The sequence below is a fragment of the Planococcus sp. MB-3u-03 genome (assembly GCF_002833405.1).
Lineage (GTDB): Bacteria > Bacillota > Bacilli > Bacillales_A > Planococcaceae > Planococcus.
This window is the reverse complement of sequence record NZ_CP025135.1, coordinates 345709-362639: the sequence shown is the minus strand read 5'-3', so window position 1 is coordinate 362639 and position 16931 is coordinate 345709. Positions and strand designations below refer to the sequence as shown.

The following is a 16931-nucleotide window of genomic DNA, read 5'->3' as shown; positions in this document are numbered from 1 at the left end:
TTCTTATGCAGTTAAAATGCGAATGCGGTTGCCGGATGGGTCAGCTGTCTCCAACGCCGCACCGTCCACGTGAATGTCAGCGCCGTATGCCTGCAAGCGGTCGCGCATGGCATTTTGTGCTTGTTCATCTGCGACACGGATGACGTAATGCGCGAGTCCTGCCGTCTGATCCGGCAAAGCCGGAATGCCTGTGCCGTTCCAGATATTCAATCCGATATGATGGTGATAGTTTCCGTCCGAGACGAATAGCGCTTGATTGCCAAGATTCGCGACCAGGCCGAAGCCGATCGCACCGGTATAGAAGTCGTGCGCTGCCTGGAGATCCGAAACATGGAGATGGATATGCCCAAGCACAGTGCCCGCTGGCATGCCGCTCCATTTTTCGCCATTCGATGCTTGCGCAACTTCCTGAACATCGAGCGGATCGACCGTCATATGCACTTGATCTCCGCGCCATTCCCATTCACCGGGTTCGCGGTCGCGGTAGATTTCGATGCCATTCCCTTCAGGATCCGACAGGTACAAAGCTTCGCTCACTTGATGATCGGAAGAACCGATCGGAATCCGCTGCTCATGAAGATGGAGCAATATTTTACCGAGTTCTTTCCGGTTCGGTAATAGCACCGCGAAATGATACAATCCGGCAAAGCGCCCTGCCTTTGCCTTGAACTCCGGCGCATATTGAAGAGTCAGTATCTCTTCCCCACCCACACCGAGAATGGTTTCCCTTTCCTTTTGTTCGATGGTCTCAAACCCCAATACCTCCGTGTAGAAACGGCTCATTCCCTTCAAATCCAACACTTTCAATGTTAGGCTTTCGACATAATGCACAGGCTTTTGATGAAAATTCATTATAATTCCTCCATCCACTTACTATTTGTAACTAATTTTATTTTAATAACCTAGTTACGTCAAGTCATCTGTTTTTTAATTCTTATATGGATATGCTATTATGAAGAAAAAGGAGCGGTGAACATGAAAAGCCAGGAAATTTGCCCACGGTTTGAAGCAGCTATTTCCTTATTGGGACAGCGTTGGACAGGGCTGATCATCCATCAATTGATGGCCGAACCCAAGCGCTTTGGCCAATTGACGGAAGAAATCGGGATCAGCGGCCGCCTCCTTTCTGAACGGCTGAAAACCTTAGAAGGAGACGGTTTGGTCGAACGCACCGTCCACCCCGAGACCCCCGTACGTATTGAATATTCGTTGACCGAAAAAGGTGCTTCGCTGCAGCCGGTCATGAAGGAAATCGAACGTTGGTCACAAAATTGGATAGAACCTGCAAAGACGGCGGAAAGCACTTCATGAATTAGGATGGAGAAGGGTTTCCGCCATCTTTTTGCCTATTATTATAGACAGAATATTCTAATATCTGTTAATGTAAAAGTATAAATGGCGGAGGAGGAGCATGCATATGTCGATGTATTCCAATATGACCTATGAGAACGACACACGGAAAATTGACAAGGCATTGAAGAAGTATGAAGAAAAAAAGAATGCCGCATTGGTACTGCTCGCAGAAATCGATATGCTTAACAAAATGGAAGACGTGGAAGATACGATCCTTTGGAAGCAGAAGTCGATGAAAGAAAAACTCATCGCAGCCGAGCGGCAACGGCGGGACGTCGAGGAAATGCTGATCAATTATATCGGCAAATACGACGACCGCGACTTGCATCGCTACACCGAAGTGCTCGAAGAACTGAAAAAAGACAAACCGAAATGACAAAGGCAGGACTGGGATCAGTCCTGCCTTTGTTTTTCTTTGCCTTTGTTGTCGATCGAGCGGAGAATATCTCCTGTCCAGCCTTTTTGCTTGAAATACAAATACAGTAAGAACGTGGAAGTCAAGATGACAGCAATTGACAGCACATAACCATACCTCAACTCAAGCTCCGGCATTATGCGGAAATTCATTCCCCATAAGGCACCCCAGGCCATAACCGGCGTAAACAAGGTGGTCAAGACGGTGAGTGTTTTGACGATTTCATTGCCTCGATAATTGGCGACGACATTTTCCATATCGACCATATTGCGAATTTCGTCTTCGTACGATTCAACGAGCATGACACAGCGATCGATTCGCCTAGAGGTCCGCTTGTACTCTCTCCGCTCACGAACACCTTCGCCAAAGGTCTCTTCAACCGCCATACTGATTTCCCGGAATCCCATGATCAAGTGCTTCCATAACAATATCTCGTGCCGCACTTCTTCGATGCTTTCCAGGGTTTGGCGGTTATTGTGTTCTTTGATATTCCACAGCAATTGATGGAGCCGCTCTTCAAAGCCGTCGATTTTATGCAAAACCGAACCGACCATTCCCCCGAGCAAAATCATCATCACTTCAATCGGCGATTCCGCATTTCCCATCTGCTGGATCATCAAATGCCTTGGCATATCCAAGTCTTCCTCGAAATCAAGCGTGCTGGTCACCAATAGTTCCGGAGATACATAAAAATGAAAGACGTCCTGGGCGTCCCGTGCATGACGGCTTTGCTTATAAATCAATGAGCCCCATAAGACTTCCTTGCCGAGCTGGGAAGTGTCGGCATGAAGAATATTGACGGTTAAATTTTTCGATTGATCAATCCATTGCTGAAGCTTCGGATTATCTGTGAGCAATTGGCGGAAATCCGCCGCCTCCATCGCGTTCTCCTCTTGCCACACTGCATTCGCAAATTGATGTCGCGGCATAAGCCTCCCCCTTTCCTTCCTGATGAACAGGCTTCGAAACCTTTCTTATCTAAACCACATGAAAAATGCCGCTCTATTGCAAGCGGCCGATCGATCTAATCATTCTTGTTTTCATCCGGTGTCTGGTCCCGGTATTTTTCATTGGAATTTTCTTCGTATTCCAACTCCCTGTCCGGCATCGGATCCATTTCCTTGTCCGTTGGCTGATGGCGGCCCGGTTCCACATCCGGCAGCAGTTTCTCGCCTTCTTTGTACTTCCGTTCCTTGTCCATGCGATCGCCCTCCCGAAAACTTTGTTTCTTGTTCTTTACCCCAGCCTCATTTTTTTAAATCCTGCTGCATTCAAGCTGCAATAAGAGACTTGAAAAGCTCCAAATCATCCGGATAGGCAAGCTCCAATTTTTCGATGTCTGTGATGGATTTCCAGGCGATGTCCTCGATTAAGAAATCATCTTTCGGGATGATTAATTCGCCGCCTGTCACTTCGACCCGAAAATAATGCAGATCAAATGACACGGCAGCATCTTCATAATTGCCGTCCCGTGTCTTCAAGATTTCCCCTGCCTTGACCGTTAGCCCCGTCACTTCCTCAAACTCACGTTCACAGCATTGTTCAAGCGTCTCGCCCGCTTCCATGCCGCTTGCGGGAACCGACCATTTGCTGTCTTCTTCCGGTGCTTTCATGAGCACCAATAAAATTTCGTTCCGCTCGTTTACACAGACGCCAGCAGCGCCTTTCCAATTCGCCATTTCCATCAAATCTCTCCCATCGCCTTTTTCTCAATTTCCTGGACCATCGCCTGTTTTCCTTTTATGTATTGTTCGATGTCCAAGGGGTATTGTTTCGCTAACTTCATCTTCAACTCACCATATGCTGCGGCAATTTGCGGATTCGCTTTCAAGAAATCCCGAAATGCCAAATGGCGAGAAACCTCAGGGTTGCCTTGTTCATAACAATGGACATGATGCGTTCGTTCATTGCCGCCGCGTTCAAAATAACGTCTCCCCGGCAGCCCATTTTCGCCTTTGGCTTGATAGCCGAGCTTTCGGAAATCCTCCTCAAAGCGGTCTATAGCTTCTATATCAGAAACGATCACGAGCAAATCAATCACCGGCTTGGCCGCAAGTCCCGGCACTGCGGTACTGCCGATATGCTGCACATCCAGGCAGTCGGATTCGAGCATGCCGAGAATTTCTGCTGCGGCATGTTCAAACGCATTTGGCCATCTCTCATCATACGCCGTTACAATCACTTTGCGCATTCTCTTCCACCTCCGATGCAATTCAAAAAATCACCTTTTCTGAAATGGCAGCCCTCCGACTTCCATTGTACAAGAAAAGGTGATTTAGCAAACGGAGTTTTAGCCGTTCGTTCAATTGGGTGAATGATGTCAAAAGCTTGAAATCGGATACTCGGGCTTATTTTTTTGCAGCGTGCTGCTCCAGAACGAGCCGGTGCGTGACATCCGGCAAGCCGACGTCACCCGAGAAACCGTTCGCACGGTAAAAGGCATCCGCTGAAGCGGAATCCGTCCGCACCACAAGCTCACTGAATTGGCCTTTGGCAAAATCGATGATCGCTTGCAGCAATTTCGTTCCGATTCCTTCTCTTCTTACAGCATCTGCAATATAAATACGCCGCAGCCTGCCGATTCCTTCTTTCGTGGAATAAGGGTCCCGGTTCAATCCACCGATTGCGAACAATTTGCCGTGAGGGTCGAACACACCGTATAATACTTCCCCTTGTTGGTCGAAACGATTGCTTCCGTCCTCGTATTGATCGACGAGCCTCCTCAGGAAACGGTATCCTTCAGATTCACTTTCTTCCACAAGGTATATAGCATCCACTTCGCGCAAGTCTTCGATTTCTCTGATTTCCATCGGCATCTTCATGTCCTCCTTTTGAGTAAGCAATACAGGAAAAGGGCTGGCCCAAATCATATCATGATGTTTTGGGCAGCCCTTTTTTCTTTCCATTATACAGTCGTATCTTCCATGCGTTCGTTGCGTGCTTCCATTTTCTTCACCACATAAATACTGGCTTCGTAAAGCCCTGCCATCGGAATCAACACCAGCAGCTGGCTCAGAAAATCCGGTGGCGTAATCAAAGCTGAGACAACCGCTAAGCCAAGATACGACCATTTCCGGACTTTCTTCATCGATCCAGAGGTCAAGACACCGATCGATGACAAGAACAAGGCCAAGATCGGCATTTCAAACAACAAGCCCAGCGGAATCGTCGTCATGATCAAGAAATGGACATACTCGTTCGCTGAAATCATTACATCAAAATTCGCTGCCCCGAGGCCAATCAAAAATTGATAGCTCAACGGGTTGACGATAAAGTAACCAAAAGCGACGCCGAATACAAACAATAACAGCATGACCGGCGAATACAATCCGAGAAATCGGGCTTCGGTTTCTTCAAGTCCCGGTTTGACGAACTGCCAGATGAAATGGATCAAAAACGGCAGCGATAAGCCGAGCGCCATGGTGGCGGAAATCGACGTATAGAATTTCACGACTTCGAGCGGACCGAGAATCACCAGATCATTGCCTTTCACCACATAAGGAAACCAGAAATTCAGCGTGGAAAATACGAGCAATAGGAAGAATAGGAAAACGATGGAACTTTTAATCAATTGTTTTCGCAAATCCCCCAAATGGTCGACTAAGGTTTCCACTCTGTCTTCCGGCTCTTCAGGGGGTTTTTGCCCCCCTCCCGGAGTCGGCTCTTTTAACACGTCTCCGGTTTCATGTTCCGTTCCGGAGTCGGCTTTCTGCTTTTCCTGTCCCGCCGGATCTTCGCTCGCCTTTTTCTTATGCAAGGGACTGATCAGATTGTTTTCTCCGTACGGATCCATTTAACCACCTTCATAAACTTTCGGTTTTATTCGTTTCTGCTGTGTCTTTTTTGTCTTTTTTATCTTTATCGTCTTCGTCATCATCGTCCATGAGCCCTTTCGTCGAACGTTTGAATTCCGAGAAAGTTTTGCCTACGGCCCCGCCGATTTCCGGCAGTTTTTTCGGCCCGAAAATAATCAGCACGATAACCAAGATGATAATCAATCCTGGTACACCAATTGAAGCCAATCCACCCATATCTTTTCCTCCTCACAAATTAAACTAAAGAACCGCCTTCTTGGCTGTATCTGATAATGCCTTCTGCGCAGCGGTATGCCAGCGCACCGACTGTGCCGGTTGGGTTATAGCCGCCGTTATGCGCGAAGTTCCCTGCGCCTACAACAAACAGGTTTTCCATATCCCAATGCTGCAAGTAGTTGTTTACGACACTCGTTTCAGGATCTGCCCCCATGATGGTGCCGCCTGTATTATGCGTCGTTTGATAAGGGACGATGTCATAATCGGAAATCGGCGATCTGCCGACGACTGTTTTCGCACCCATTTCCTGCATGATTTCAGCAGCTCTTTCCGTGACGTATTGATGCAATGCACGGTCCTGGTCTGTGAAGTTATAAGTCAATTGCAGAAGCGGCACTCCGTAAACATCTTTGTATGTCCCATCGAGTGTCATGTAATTATCGCGGTGAGGCATGGATGCACCTTGTCCGCCGACAGACAGTGTCCGCGTGTAATTTTCAATGGAAGCTCTCTTGAAATCAGCGCCCCAAGACGGCGTATCAGGCGGCAGTGGATTGGATGCGATCGGGCGCGATCCAGTTTGTGTCATTGATAGGCTGGCGCCGTGGATAAAGTCAAGATCTCCATGGTCAAAAGAATCGCCGTTGAAATCATCAATCGTCATACCGAGTGCGCCCGCTCCCATGAAGACATTCATCTGGTCATCGAAAAAGCCGGATGCACCCGGAAGAATTTGGTATGCGTAGTTTTTGCCAAGAGATCCGCGACCTGTTTCAGGGTCATACATTTGGCCAATTTCAGATACCATCAGCAGTTTCGCATTGTTCAAAACATAACTTGTCAACACGACCACTTCTGCCGGCTGGATGAATTCTTCGAAAGTCACCGTGTCGAGATAGCGTACACCCGTAACACGATCGCCTTCTTTCATCACTTCTACTACATTGGCGTTAAAGCGGATATCGTAATTTCCAGTGTCGCGAGCTGTTGGAACGACGGTGATTTCAGGTGATGTCTTTGCGCCGTACTCACAGCCGAAGCGTTCACAGAACCCACAGTACTGGCAAGCGGCGATTTGCTGGCCGTCCGGATTTTCATATGCTTCCGATAAGTTTGCAGAAGGCATCATGAACGGTGAATACCCCAGGTTGGTGGTGGCGGTTTCAAACTTTGACAATAACGGTGTCTTTTTCATTGGCGGCGTTGGATAATCCGACGACCGCTCGCCCCAGAACGGGTTTTTATCTTCACCTGAAATACCCGCCGTTTTTTCGAATCTATCGAAATATGGTTCGAGTTCGTCATAAGTGATGCCCCAATCCTGCAAAGTATATTCCGCAGGCAGCTTATTCGCACCGTATTTCGCATCTGTCATGGATTTGATTTCAAAGTCATAAGGCAAAAATCTCCAGTTTTGGCCGTTCCAGTGAGTGCCTGCGCCTCCCAATCCTTCACCTAGCAAGAAAGAGCCCATCTGCCGCATCGGCAGGGCGCGCTGGTTTCTGGAATTTCGGAACGTGATGGTCTCTTTTGATAAATCCTGCATCAATTCATAGCGGATGGCATAACGGTATTCATCATGGACCATCGAGTAATCCGCAGTCGAACGCTCTTGCCCGCGCTCAAGCCCGACGACTTTCAGTCCTTCTTTTGCACATTCGGCAGCGATGATTCCGCCGGTCCAGCCGACCCCTACCGTTACTACGTCTACTTTATCTAGCGTTGTCGCCATACGTAATCCCCCTTCTTAATTTAGCTCAGCATGTCTCCTACTGAATGCGGATCCATTTCCACAAAGTCTTCGCTTTCGATTTCATTGATATAAGACGGACGGTGGCCAGGGAACCCTTTCATGCGCCACGCTTCCATGTTTTGGTTGCCTCCGTAAATCGGATCGGCGTATGCGCCGTTCAATGTCGCCTGCCGCAGAAGGCGGAAAAAGAATTGGGCGCTAGTCCCCTGCATTTCCACTTCGTCATCCTGGAAAGCTGTCAAAATTTCATCCATCTGCTCGCCTTCTAAATCGACGAAATTCGCTTCGAAGCGGCTTTGCGCTTCCTGCTGCATTTTCTGCAAGCCTTGTCTGAACAACTCATTGCGCTTCAGGCGGCTTTGATAGCCCTGAGTCGTTTCACCTTCTTCAAATGGCGGCTGCATATACTCCCTCGAATTCTCGCCGTAGCTGCCTGCAAGCTGGTGATCGATAAAAAATGGAACACCAAGACCGATTGCGCCTGGCCCCAAATCATCTTCCGGGAAAATACGTTCGGTCGCTTGCTGCAATACCGCAAACTCCTGTTGGTTCTTGAAAAATTGCAAACCACGTACCGCTTCGGTCGTTTCTGCCCCGCCGCTATGGCCAGCTTCACCGCCGCTTGGAGCTGCTGTATCCTGACGTGTATTTGCCCCAATCACTCCACCTATGATTCCTCCACCGACGAGAGCGCCTGCCGCGATCCCTGACGTCTTCAGGAAATCGCGTCTGGAAACATTCTTCTTCTCTGCCATCTCATGCGCCTCCTTTAATAGGTATAAAAATTATAAATACTTAATAACTATACCCCACATTATATGCCTCCTAACTTTGATTTCAATAGATTTCTGACTATTCATTAAAAAAAGTCATAGTTAACAAAAAAAAGCCTTTGCATAGGTGCAAAGGCAGACATAAAAAAAGGCCGAGGGAATGGTCACCTCGGCTTTGTAGCTTATATAAATATTAGTCTAGAATTTTAATTGTTACGTTTTTACGTCCCCAGTTCAAAGCTTCGCCTTGAGTTGGGATGAAGACGTCGATCTTGTTGCCTTTGATTGCTCCGCCAGTGTCGCCAGCGATTGCTGTTCCGTATCCTTCAACCCATACTTTTGAACCGAGTGGGATAACGGATGGGTCAACTGCGATGACTTTTTGGTTCGGGTTCGAACGCAAGTCGATTCCTGTACGTGTAACTCCTGAGCAGCCCGCGCAATAAGCTGTGTAAGCTGTTGCGGATACTGTCATTTCTTTACCTGATTGTGTAGAAGCTGCTGCTGGTTTAGCTGCTGCTGGTGCACTTGCAGGTGTTGGTGCTGCTTGAGTTGATTTTGGTGCTTCTTTAGCCGGAGCTTTTGCTGCCGGTGCTGCTGGTGCAGGTGCTGCCGCTTTTGCTGCGGCGCCTTTAACTGCGAATTCTTGTCCAGGGTAGATCGTGTGGCCGGAGATGTTGTTCCAGCTCATCAATTGATCCAATGAGATTCCGTGGGCGGAAGCGATCTTGAACAAAGTGTCGCCGCTTTTAACTGTATAGGTAGATGATGAGTTCGATGATTTCTTAGATGCCTGTTCTTTTCCTTCAACCGAAAGCGTTTCGTTCGGGAAGATCAAGTCAGAAGACAAGTCATTCCAGTTTTTAAGGTTTTGCACTGAAACGTTCTTTTCTTGTGAGATTCCCCAAAGAGTGTCACCTGATTGGACTGTATACGATGAATTAGCGCTTGCTGTAGTTGCTGCGCCTACACTTAATGCTGCGATGGCCGTTAGTGTAACGATTTGCTTTTTCATAATTGAAATTCCTCCTTTTCACTAACACAAGACACAGCTTAACACGTGCGCATTTCAAGAACATGACAGGACGACAGTTCAAACTTAACAATTACATTACGGCATCCTTATAATTATGACAGGCTGTAATAAATCAGAACATTCTTTCTTTCAAGTTGATATAAGGCCTTTTTTGCCCCTCTCTCTTTTTTTCTTCTATTAATAACGATAGGATGGATTAGCCTCCCTTTGTTGGGGAATAACTAATTACAGCTTTATTCATCTGGGAAAGCATAGCTTTCAGTTTAGGAGGAACTCATTTGAAAAATGTCACGATCGTCTTTTGGATTTCGATCGCCATCTGCCTGGCCATGGTCGCCTGGGGATTTTTCGTGCCTGAAAACTTCCAAGCGCAGACAGGTGCGCTCACTTCCTGGATTTCATCCACTTTCGGCTGGTATTATCTAGCTTCCGTTTTTGTTATCCTCATCTTTTGTCTTTATTTGATTTTTTCGAGATTTTCCAATATCAAGCTCGGAAAAGCCGGCGACGAGCCGGAATTCAGCCTGATTTCCTGGTTCGCGATGTTGTTTTCTGCCGGAATGGGCATGGGGCTCGTTTTTTGGACGACTGCCGAGCCCATTTCACATGCCTTTATCAGCGCACCGCGTTCTGACCTGGGTTCTGATGAAGCCGTCAAGGAAGCGATGCAGTTTTCGTTTTTCCATTGGGGCATTCACGCTTGGGCAATTTATGGGCTTGTGGCTTTATCGCTCGCTTACGCCAAATTCCATAACGGTTCACCCGGCCTGATCAGCGCGACACTCATTCCGCTGTTCGGCAAAAAGCGCATGAGCGGCTGGTTAGGCAAACTGATCGATACGCTCGCCGTCTTCGCGACGGTCATCGGCGTCGCTTCTACGCTTGGCTTCGGCTCCGCGCAAATAAACGAAGGGTTGTCATTTTTGTTTGGCACACCGAATACCTTTGCCTTTCAATTATTGATCCTTGCCGTCGCCACCATATTGTTCATCATTTCCGCATGGTCCGGCATCGGGCGGGGTATCAAGTATTTGAGTAACATCAATATGGTGCTGGCATTCATCCTGCTCGGCATGCTGCTGATCGTCGGCCCGACGCTCTATATCTTGAACATGTTTACGGATGCACTCGGCGGCTATTTTGCCAATTTCCTGTCGATGAGCTTTAATTTGGAGCCGTTGAACACAGACCGCCGCGCCTGGGTGGATGGCTGGACAGTCTTTTACTGGGCATGGTGGGTGTCCTGGGCACCATTTGTCGGCATTTTCATCGCCCGTATCTCAAGAGGACGTACGGTCCGGGAATTCATGCTTGGCGTCCTTGTCGTTCCGTCACTCGTTTGCTTTATTTTCTTCTCAGTGTTCGGGGCTTCTGCTTTGGACTTGGAACAAAAAGGCGTTGACAAGATTTCCGAATACAGTTTGGAAACCGCCACATTCGGCGTCCTGCAACATTACCCGCTCGGTACTGTCATGTCGATTCTGACTTTGTTCGTGGTCGCTATCTTCTTCATCACTTCTGCCGACTCCGCGACATTCGTGCTCGGCATGCAGACAACCGGCGGCTTATTGAATCCGCCCAACTTGGTGAAAATCTCTTGGGGATTGATTCAGTCAGCTGTTGCTGCCATCGTCGTCTACAGCGGCGGAACACAAGGCTTACAGAATTCATTGATCATCGCTGCCTTGCCGTTCTCGGTCGTCGTCCTGCTGATGGGGGCCGCGTTCCTGAAAGCGGCCAGCCAAGACCCCGTAGCAGTGAAGCAGAAAAAACATCCCTTGTGATGGAACACAAAAATGCCCGGCAAGCTGAATCAGCTTGCCGGGCATTTTTCGTTGGTTATTTAAATACACTCGTGCTATGCAAAGGCTGTACTCTGGATTTCGGATCCAAGTAAGATTTCGCATTATTGATGGCGGTCGGTGCTTCACCGAAGCCGACAGCGATCAATTTCACTTTTCCTTCGTAGGTGGCAATGTCGCCAGCTGCATAGATGCCCGGTACGTTCGTTTCCATTTTGGAGTTGACGATGACCGAGTTCTTCTCCATCTCGAGGCCCCATTCCTTGATCGGGCCGAGTGATGTAATATTGCCATAGTTGACGACGACGTGGTCGACTTCCAGGCGCTCTTCGTTGCCTTCTTTGTCTTCCAGCACAAGTTCACGGATTTCGCCGTTCTCGCCGACAAGTTCCTTGACGTTGAAAGGCTTCTTCACTTCCACTGTCGACTGCATCATCGTATCGATATTCGCTTCATGCGCCGTCATTTTCTCGCGGCGATGGCTCAAAGTCACTTGCGAAGCCACGTTCTCAAGCATCATCGCCCAGTCAACCGCAGAGTCGCCTCCACCGAGGACTACGACTTTTTTATCGCTGAACAAAGTCAAATCTTTCACGCCGTAATGCAAAGTCTTGCCTTCGAATTGTTCAGCGCCATCGACTGCCAATTTGCGCGGGTGGAAAGCCCCGACGCCAGCCGTTAAAAGAATCGCTTTCGAGTAATGTGTGCCTTTGTCCGTCGTGATAACAAAATGCTCGTCTTCACGTTCGACAGATGCCACGGTCTCTTCCAGGCAAATCTCCGGATCGCCGTATTTGGCCTGCTCGACCAAATTATCCACCAAGTCTTTTGCCAGCACTTTCGGGAAGCCGCCGATATCATAAATGAATTTATCCGGATACAATTCCATCAATTGCCCGCCGAGCTGCGGAAGGCTGTCCAGCACTTTCACTTTCATTTTGCGCATGCCGCCGTAAAACGAAGCGAACAAGCCGGTTGGGCCGCCGCCGATGATTGTAATATCGAAGATTTCACGTTCTTCCATTTCCAACACTCCTAATCTGATCAATATATCCATCCTACCACATCTATATAGGGTCTCCGCCATTGGACTTATGGCGGAAATCCGAAACAAGCATTTCCATCCCCTCTATTCTATCGTAAACTGAAACAAGGAACCAAATGGAAAGGATGATAAATGTGGATCTTGGATTAAAAGAAAAAGTAGTTGTCGTCATGGCTTCCAGTAAAGGGCTCGGCAAAGCATCCGCCTTGGAATTCGCCAAAGAAGGAGCGATCGTCGTCATCTCGAGCCGACGCCAGGAATCGGTCGACGCAGCTGCGGAAGAACTGCGCAGCGAAAGCGGAAACGAACACGTCCACGCATTTGCGTGCGATATGTCAAAAGCTGAAGACATCAAGCAATTATTCCACAAAGTCAACGAACAATTTGGGCGTATCGATGTGCTCGTCAACAACACAGGAGGCCCGAAAGCAGGCGGATTCGATAATATGAACGATGACGATTGGTACGCGGCATTCGACCAAAACTTATTGAGCTATATCCGTACATGCCGAGAAGTGCTTCCTTATATGAAAGAACAGCAATTCGGCCGCATCATCAATATCTCTTCGTCTTCGACAAAAGAAGTGATCGATGGATTGATCTTGTCCAATACGATGCGCGCGGGCATGGTCGGCTTCGCGAAGACACTGGCCCGGGAAGTGGCTGGCGATAATATCATGGTCAACACTGTCGGACCCGGCAAGATTTCCACTGGCCGCATCACAGAACTCAACGAAGCCGCAGCCAAAAGACAGGGCATTACAGCAGACGAAGTATTGAAGAATACAGAAGCGCAGATTCCAAGCGGTCGCCTGGGCGAACCCGCTGAATTCGCCCGCACAGTCGTCTTTTTAGCTTCTGCTGCCAATTCGTATGTTACTGGGCAATCCATCGTCGTCGACGGCGGATTCCTGAAAGCGCTGTAAGCCCCTTATCAGTAGGCAGTCGAACCAAAAGCCGATATACTAAGGGATGAACCAATTGAAAAGGAGATGTTAGTTATGGCGAAAAAAGGCCACATGCACATGGAAAACGGCGAAGTAATCGAATTCGACCTTTTCCCGAACGAAGCACCGAACACAGTAGCAAACTTTGAGGAACTTGCAAACTCTGGATTCTATAACGGCGTTGTTTTCCACCGCGTTATCCCAGGTTTCGTTTCCCAAGGCGGCGACCCAACCGGAACTGGCATGGGCGGCAGCGGCAAAACGATCAAATGTGAAACAGAAGGCAACCCGCATAAACACCAGCCAGGCAGCCTCTCTATGGCACATGCCGGCAAAGACACTGGATCTAGCCAGTTCTTTATCGTCCATGATTCACAGCCGCACCTTGACGGCGTGCACACAGTATTCGGCCAAGTAACAAAAGGCCTTGAAACTGCAAAAGCCATGAAAAATGGCGACAAAATGGAGAAAGTCCACGTCTTTGACGCTGAATAATCCATTATAAAAAAACGTGCCCCTGCGGCACGTTTTTTGTTTTGTTGGAATTTAGGGAGTCTGACAATAAAAGATTGAATGATTAATGATTAAGAGATTAGAAAAGCTTCCGCTTTTCGACTGCGTTTCAGGGGGCTGCTTGCCGTGGGGCGGGTGTTGAGCCAACGTGCCGCAAAGGACGCGCCACGTTTGTCTCGCCAGCCCGCGCGATCCCACAGGCGTCAGCCCCCTTCCACTCCGTCTCCTAGTTTTAGAGTAGAAAATCGTTTCTTCAATCCTCTTGATAAAAAGATTAAAACGCATCATATTCTATAGCTTGCCTCAAACAGAACAAGGTCTGAAGTGTTCTGAGTCTCCATTTGCAAAACAACAAGTTTTCCTGTTTCACTATCAACCTGTGAGATGCCCCGTCTCGGGAAGTGATTCCCCCGCTAGCCGGCAAAATCTACAGAAGCAGAGCTGATTAAACAATCCCCACGCAATGAAATCTCCAAGCCTCCGAGCACCAAGGGTAAGCCGACGCCATAAGACAGATGTTCTTTCTGACTTATTAGAAGAGGCCAACCCAAAGCACGGCGGCGATTGCCAATATGAAGCTCAACTAGAAAGCCGAAACACTTCCGCAAGCAAACCCTCGCTTTCTTCATCTACACTCAATCCGGGAAGCGATTCCCCCACTAGCCGGCAACTATATATAGAAGCAGATCGATTTGATCAAGCAGGAAACAATGAAATCCCCAAGCCGCTGAGTGCCAAGGGTGAGCCGATGCAATAAGACAAGTGCTCTTCTTGGCTTATTGCAAGAGGCCAACCCAAAGCCGGCCGGCGGATACCAAAACGATGCTCAACTCAATCCCCAACAATAGTTCCGCTCGAAAACCCTCACATTCTAATTCCAGCTTTCCAGCCAAATAAAAAAAAGCGCACCCAATAGGCACGCTTCTCCACTCATCTTTACAACACTTTACTCAAGAATGCTTTCGTCCGTTCGTGCTGCGGATTGCCGAACAATTCCTTCGGTACGTTTTCTTCGACGATATAGCCGCCGTCGATAAACAGCACGCGGTCGCCCATTTCTGCCGCAAAGCCCATTTCGTGGGTCACGACGACCATGGTCATGCCTTCTCTCGCAAGTTGCTTCATAACATCCAGCACGTCCCCGACCATCTCCGGGTCGAGCGCTGAAGTCGGCTCATCGAATAGCATGATTTTCGGGTCCATCGCGAGCGCCCGCGCAATCGCGACACGCTGTTTCTGCCCGCCGGACAATTCGCCCGGATAGGCTTTCGCCTTTTCGCGCAAACCGACCTTATCCAGCAATTCGTAAGCTTTCTTCTCGGCTGCTTTCTGGTCACCCTTTTTCAATTTGATTGGCGCCAGTGTCACATTCTGAAGAACCGTTTTATGCGGGAACAAGTTAAATTGCTGGAATACCATCCCTACGTCTTGGCGCACTTTATTGATATCGACTTTCGGGTCGGTGATGTCCGTCCCTTCAATATAAACATGGCCTCCGCTGATGTCTTCCAGGCGATTCAAGCAACGAAGAAACGTACTTTTGCCGGAACCGGAAGGGCCGATGACACAAATGACTTCCTTCTCTTCGACAACCGTGCTCATGTCTTTGATGACTTCCAAATCTCCGAATGATTTTTTGAGGTTTTCTACTCTGATCATACTCATCGCAATACAAACTTCCTTTCCACAAAGCTCGCGAGCATCGAGAGCAAGTAAATGACGATAAAGTAAATGATACCAAGGATCAAATACACGTTAAACGCATCGAATGTGGCACTTGCCTGGATGCGCCCTTCCTGTGTCAAATCCGCCACGCCGATAACCGACAGGAGCGAGGTATCCTTCAAGGAAATGATCGCCTGGTTGGTAATCGTCGGGAGCATGCGGCGGAACGCCTGAGGCAAAATGATGTGGCGCATGGTCTGTGTCGAGTTGAGCCCGAGCGAACGCGCCGCTTCTGTTTGCCCTTTGTCGATTGACTGGATCCCTGCCCGGATGATTTCCGAGAAGTAAGCACCGGCGTTGATTGCAACTGTCACGATCCCGGCTGTCGTGTTATCGAGCGAAAAGAACCCAAGCGAGTTCAAGCCGAAGTAAATGAAGAACAGCTGGACGATGAACGGCGTCCCCCGGATTGCATCGACGAAGATTTTGGCGATCCAGTTCAAGATTTTGAACGGTGCCAAGCGCAGCAAAGCGACAACCAGCCCGATCAAGAAGCCGAGGACGATGGCAATACCGAAAATATATAACGTAACTTGCAAGCCTTCCATTAAGTACGGAAAAGCATTGATGATTGTCTGCACCCTGAGTTCCCCCTTGCATAAAAAAATGCAGCGCGCGAATGCGCGCTACATGATTTTATTCTGCGATGTATTTGTTTAAGATTTCGTCATATTCGCCGCTGTCGCGCAATTCCTGCAGCCCTGCATTGATTTGTTCAAGCAATTCCGCATTCTCGCCTTTCAACACAGCGATGCCGTATTGATCGCCGGTCAAGCGTTCGCCGACAGTTTTCAAAGCCAATTCGCTTTCTGCGATGGCATAAGCGATGACAGGGTAATCTTCAAGAAGCACATCAGCATTGCCGTTTGATACTTCCTGGAACATCGATGGGCTGTCTTCGAACTGGGAAATTTCATAGCCGTATTCAGCTTCGTTGTCACGCGCGAATTGAGCGCCAGTCGTTCCGCTCTTCACGGCAACCGTTTTGCCTTCTAAATCTTCGAGTGCTGTGATGTCGTTATTGTCTTCCGCTACAACCAATGAAAGGCCGGCATCAAAATATGGATCCGAGAAATCCACGATTTCTTTACGCTCATCCGTAATACTCATGCCCGCAATCGCAACATCCAACTGTCCAGCCTGAAGGGCCGGGATGATGCCCCCGAAATCCATCGGGTTGAATTCGATTTCAAAGCCTTGGTTTTCAGCAATCGCGTTGATCAAATCGATATCGATTCCTGTATATTCGCCGTCTGCTTCAAATTCAAATGGTGGATAAGTGGTATCGATGCCGACACGGTATGCTTCCCCTTCGCCTCCGCCGGATTCACCGCCGCCTGATTCTTCTTCCGAACCGCCGCATGCGGCAAGCACTGTAAGAACTGCTAGCAATAATGCTAATAAGGTCCATTTCTTCATTAATAAACATCCCCCTCTGTTCTGTATTGGTCATTCCACTGACTAATATATCACAATATTTGCAAATTCAGAACCTTTCGAATGAAATTTACTAGGAAGTAGGATGGATGCTTGCGCCT

20 protein-coding genes are annotated in these 16931 nt (G+C 48.5%); 5 read left to right on the top strand and 15 right to left on the bottom strand.

Going from position 1 to position 16931, the window contains the following annotated elements; genetic code table 11:
• Nucleotides 1-3: 3 nt before the first annotated feature.
• Complete coding sequence (locus CW734_RS03130) at nt 4-852, bottom strand: VOC family protein (protein WP_101189395.1); 849 nt, start codon at nt 850-852, stop codon at nt 4-6.
• 123 nt (nt 853-975) lie between these two features.
• Between CW734_RS03130 and CW734_RS03125 the strand changes: the two genes are divergently transcribed.
• Nucleotides 976-1311: a winged helix-turn-helix transcriptional regulator gene (locus CW734_RS03125; protein ID WP_101189394.1), complete on the top strand. Its 336-nt coding sequence runs from the start codon at nt 976-978 to the stop codon at nt 1309-1311.
• A gap of 106 nt (nt 1312-1417) precedes the next feature.
• Nucleotides 1418-1729 carry a hypothetical protein gene (locus CW734_RS03120; RefSeq protein WP_101189393.1) on the top strand — a complete coding sequence of 104 codons (312 nt, stop codon included), beginning with the start codon at nt 1418-1420 and terminating at the stop codon, nt 1727-1729.
• A 17-nt stretch (nt 1730-1746) separates the two neighbouring features.
• Here the strand turns inward: CW734_RS03120 and CW734_RS03115 are convergent, their stop codons facing one another.
• The 10 genes from CW734_RS03115 to CW734_RS03075 form a co-directional block, all read right to left on the bottom strand.
• Complete coding sequence (locus CW734_RS03115) at nt 1747-2697, bottom strand: magnesium transporter CorA family protein (RefSeq protein ID WP_101189392.1); 951 nt, start codon at nt 2695-2697, stop codon at nt 1747-1749.
• A gap of 95 nt (nt 2698-2792) precedes the next feature.
• On the bottom strand, nt 2793-2969 hold the full coding sequence (locus CW734_RS18440) for a hypothetical protein (RefSeq protein ID WP_180956224.1): 177 nt from the start codon (nt 2967-2969) through the stop codon (nt 2793-2795).
• A 70-nt stretch (nt 2970-3039) separates the two neighbouring features.
• On the bottom strand, nt 3040-3453 hold the full coding sequence (locus CW734_RS03110; protein WP_101189391.1) for an NUDIX hydrolase: 414 nt from the start codon (nt 3451-3453) through the stop codon (nt 3040-3042).
• Nucleotides 3453-3959 (bottom strand): GrpB family protein, encoded by a 507-nt coding sequence (locus CW734_RS03105; protein WP_101189390.1) that lies wholly within the window; start codon nt 3957-3959, stop codon nt 3453-3455. Before CW734_RS03105 ends, CW734_RS03110 begins: the two co-directional genes overlap by 1 nt.
• Before the next feature lie 157 nt (nt 3960-4116).
• Nucleotides 4117-4584: a GNAT family N-acetyltransferase gene (locus CW734_RS03100; RefSeq protein WP_101189389.1), complete on the bottom strand. Its 468-nt coding sequence runs from the start codon at nt 4582-4584 to the stop codon at nt 4117-4119.
• Nucleotides 4585-4673: 89 nt separating this feature from the next.
• On the bottom strand, nt 4674-5561 hold the full coding sequence (gene tatC, locus CW734_RS03095) for a twin-arginine translocase subunit TatC (RefSeq protein WP_101189388.1): 888 nt from the start codon (nt 5559-5561) through the stop codon (nt 4674-4676).
• Between the two features lie 10 nt (nt 5562-5571).
• Nucleotides 5572-5799 (bottom strand): twin-arginine translocase TatA/TatE family subunit, encoded by a 228-nt coding sequence (gene tatA, locus CW734_RS03090; protein WP_101189387.1) that lies wholly within the window; start codon nt 5797-5799, stop codon nt 5572-5574.
• A 19-nt stretch (nt 5800-5818) separates the two neighbouring features.
• Nucleotides 5819-7531, bottom strand: coding sequence for a GMC family oxidoreductase (locus CW734_RS03085; RefSeq protein WP_101189386.1), 1713 nt, complete (start codon nt 7529-7531; stop codon nt 5819-5821).
• Between the two features lie 20 nt (nt 7532-7551).
• Nucleotides 7552-8307: a gluconate 2-dehydrogenase subunit 3 family protein gene (locus CW734_RS03080; RefSeq protein ID WP_101189385.1), complete on the bottom strand. Its 756-nt coding sequence runs from the start codon at nt 8305-8307 to the stop codon at nt 7552-7554.
• A 211-nt stretch (nt 8308-8518) separates the two neighbouring features.
• Nucleotides 8519-9340, bottom strand: a complete 822-nt coding sequence (locus CW734_RS03075; protein WP_101189384.1) for a LysM peptidoglycan-binding domain-containing protein — start codon at nt 9338-9340, stop codon at nt 8519-8521.
• A 299-nt stretch (nt 9341-9639) separates the two neighbouring features.
• Here CW734_RS03075 and CW734_RS03070 point away from each other — a divergent pair, with 299 nt between their 5' ends.
• On the top strand, nt 9640-11145 hold the full coding sequence (locus tag CW734_RS03070; RefSeq protein ID WP_101189383.1) for a BCCT family transporter: 1506 nt from the start codon (nt 9640-9642) through the stop codon (nt 11143-11145).
• 55 nt (nt 11146-11200) lie between these two features.
• On the opposite strand, the gene CW734_RS03065 is transcribed toward CW734_RS03070, so the two are convergent.
• Nucleotides 11201-12187 (bottom strand): NAD(P)/FAD-dependent oxidoreductase, encoded by a 987-nt coding sequence (locus CW734_RS03065; RefSeq protein ID WP_101189382.1) that lies wholly within the window; start codon nt 12185-12187, stop codon nt 11201-11203.
• 155 nt (nt 12188-12342) lie between these two features.
• Between CW734_RS03065 and CW734_RS03060 the strand changes: the two genes are divergently transcribed.
• Both CW734_RS03060 and CW734_RS03055 read left to right on the top strand, forming a co-directional pair.
• Nucleotides 12343-13134, top strand: coding sequence for an SDR family oxidoreductase (locus CW734_RS03060; protein WP_101189381.1), 792 nt, complete (start codon nt 12343-12345; stop codon nt 13132-13134).
• A 75-nt stretch (nt 13135-13209) separates the two neighbouring features.
• Complete coding sequence (locus CW734_RS03055) at nt 13210-13650, top strand: peptidylprolyl isomerase (protein WP_058381931.1); 441 nt, start codon at nt 13210-13212, stop codon at nt 13648-13650.
• 954 nt (nt 13651-14604) lie between these two features.
• On the opposite strand, the gene CW734_RS03050 is transcribed toward CW734_RS03055, so the two are convergent.
• The 3 genes from CW734_RS03050 to CW734_RS03040 are packed head-to-tail and all read right to left on the bottom strand — an operon-like array spanning nt 14605 to nt 16812.
• Nucleotides 14605-15333, bottom strand: coding sequence for an amino acid ABC transporter ATP-binding protein (locus CW734_RS03050; protein ID WP_058381932.1), 729 nt, complete (start codon nt 15331-15333; stop codon nt 14605-14607).
• Complete coding sequence (locus CW734_RS03045) at nt 15330-15974, bottom strand: amino acid ABC transporter permease (RefSeq protein WP_101189380.1); 645 nt, start codon at nt 15972-15974, stop codon at nt 15330-15332. Before CW734_RS03045 ends, CW734_RS03050 begins: the two co-directional genes overlap by 4 nt.
• A 55-nt stretch (nt 15975-16029) precedes the next feature.
• Nucleotides 16030-16812 (bottom strand): transporter substrate-binding domain-containing protein, encoded by a 783-nt coding sequence (locus tag CW734_RS03040; RefSeq protein WP_101189379.1) that lies wholly within the window; start codon nt 16810-16812, stop codon nt 16030-16032.
• Nucleotides 16813-16931 lie beyond the last annotated feature (119 nt).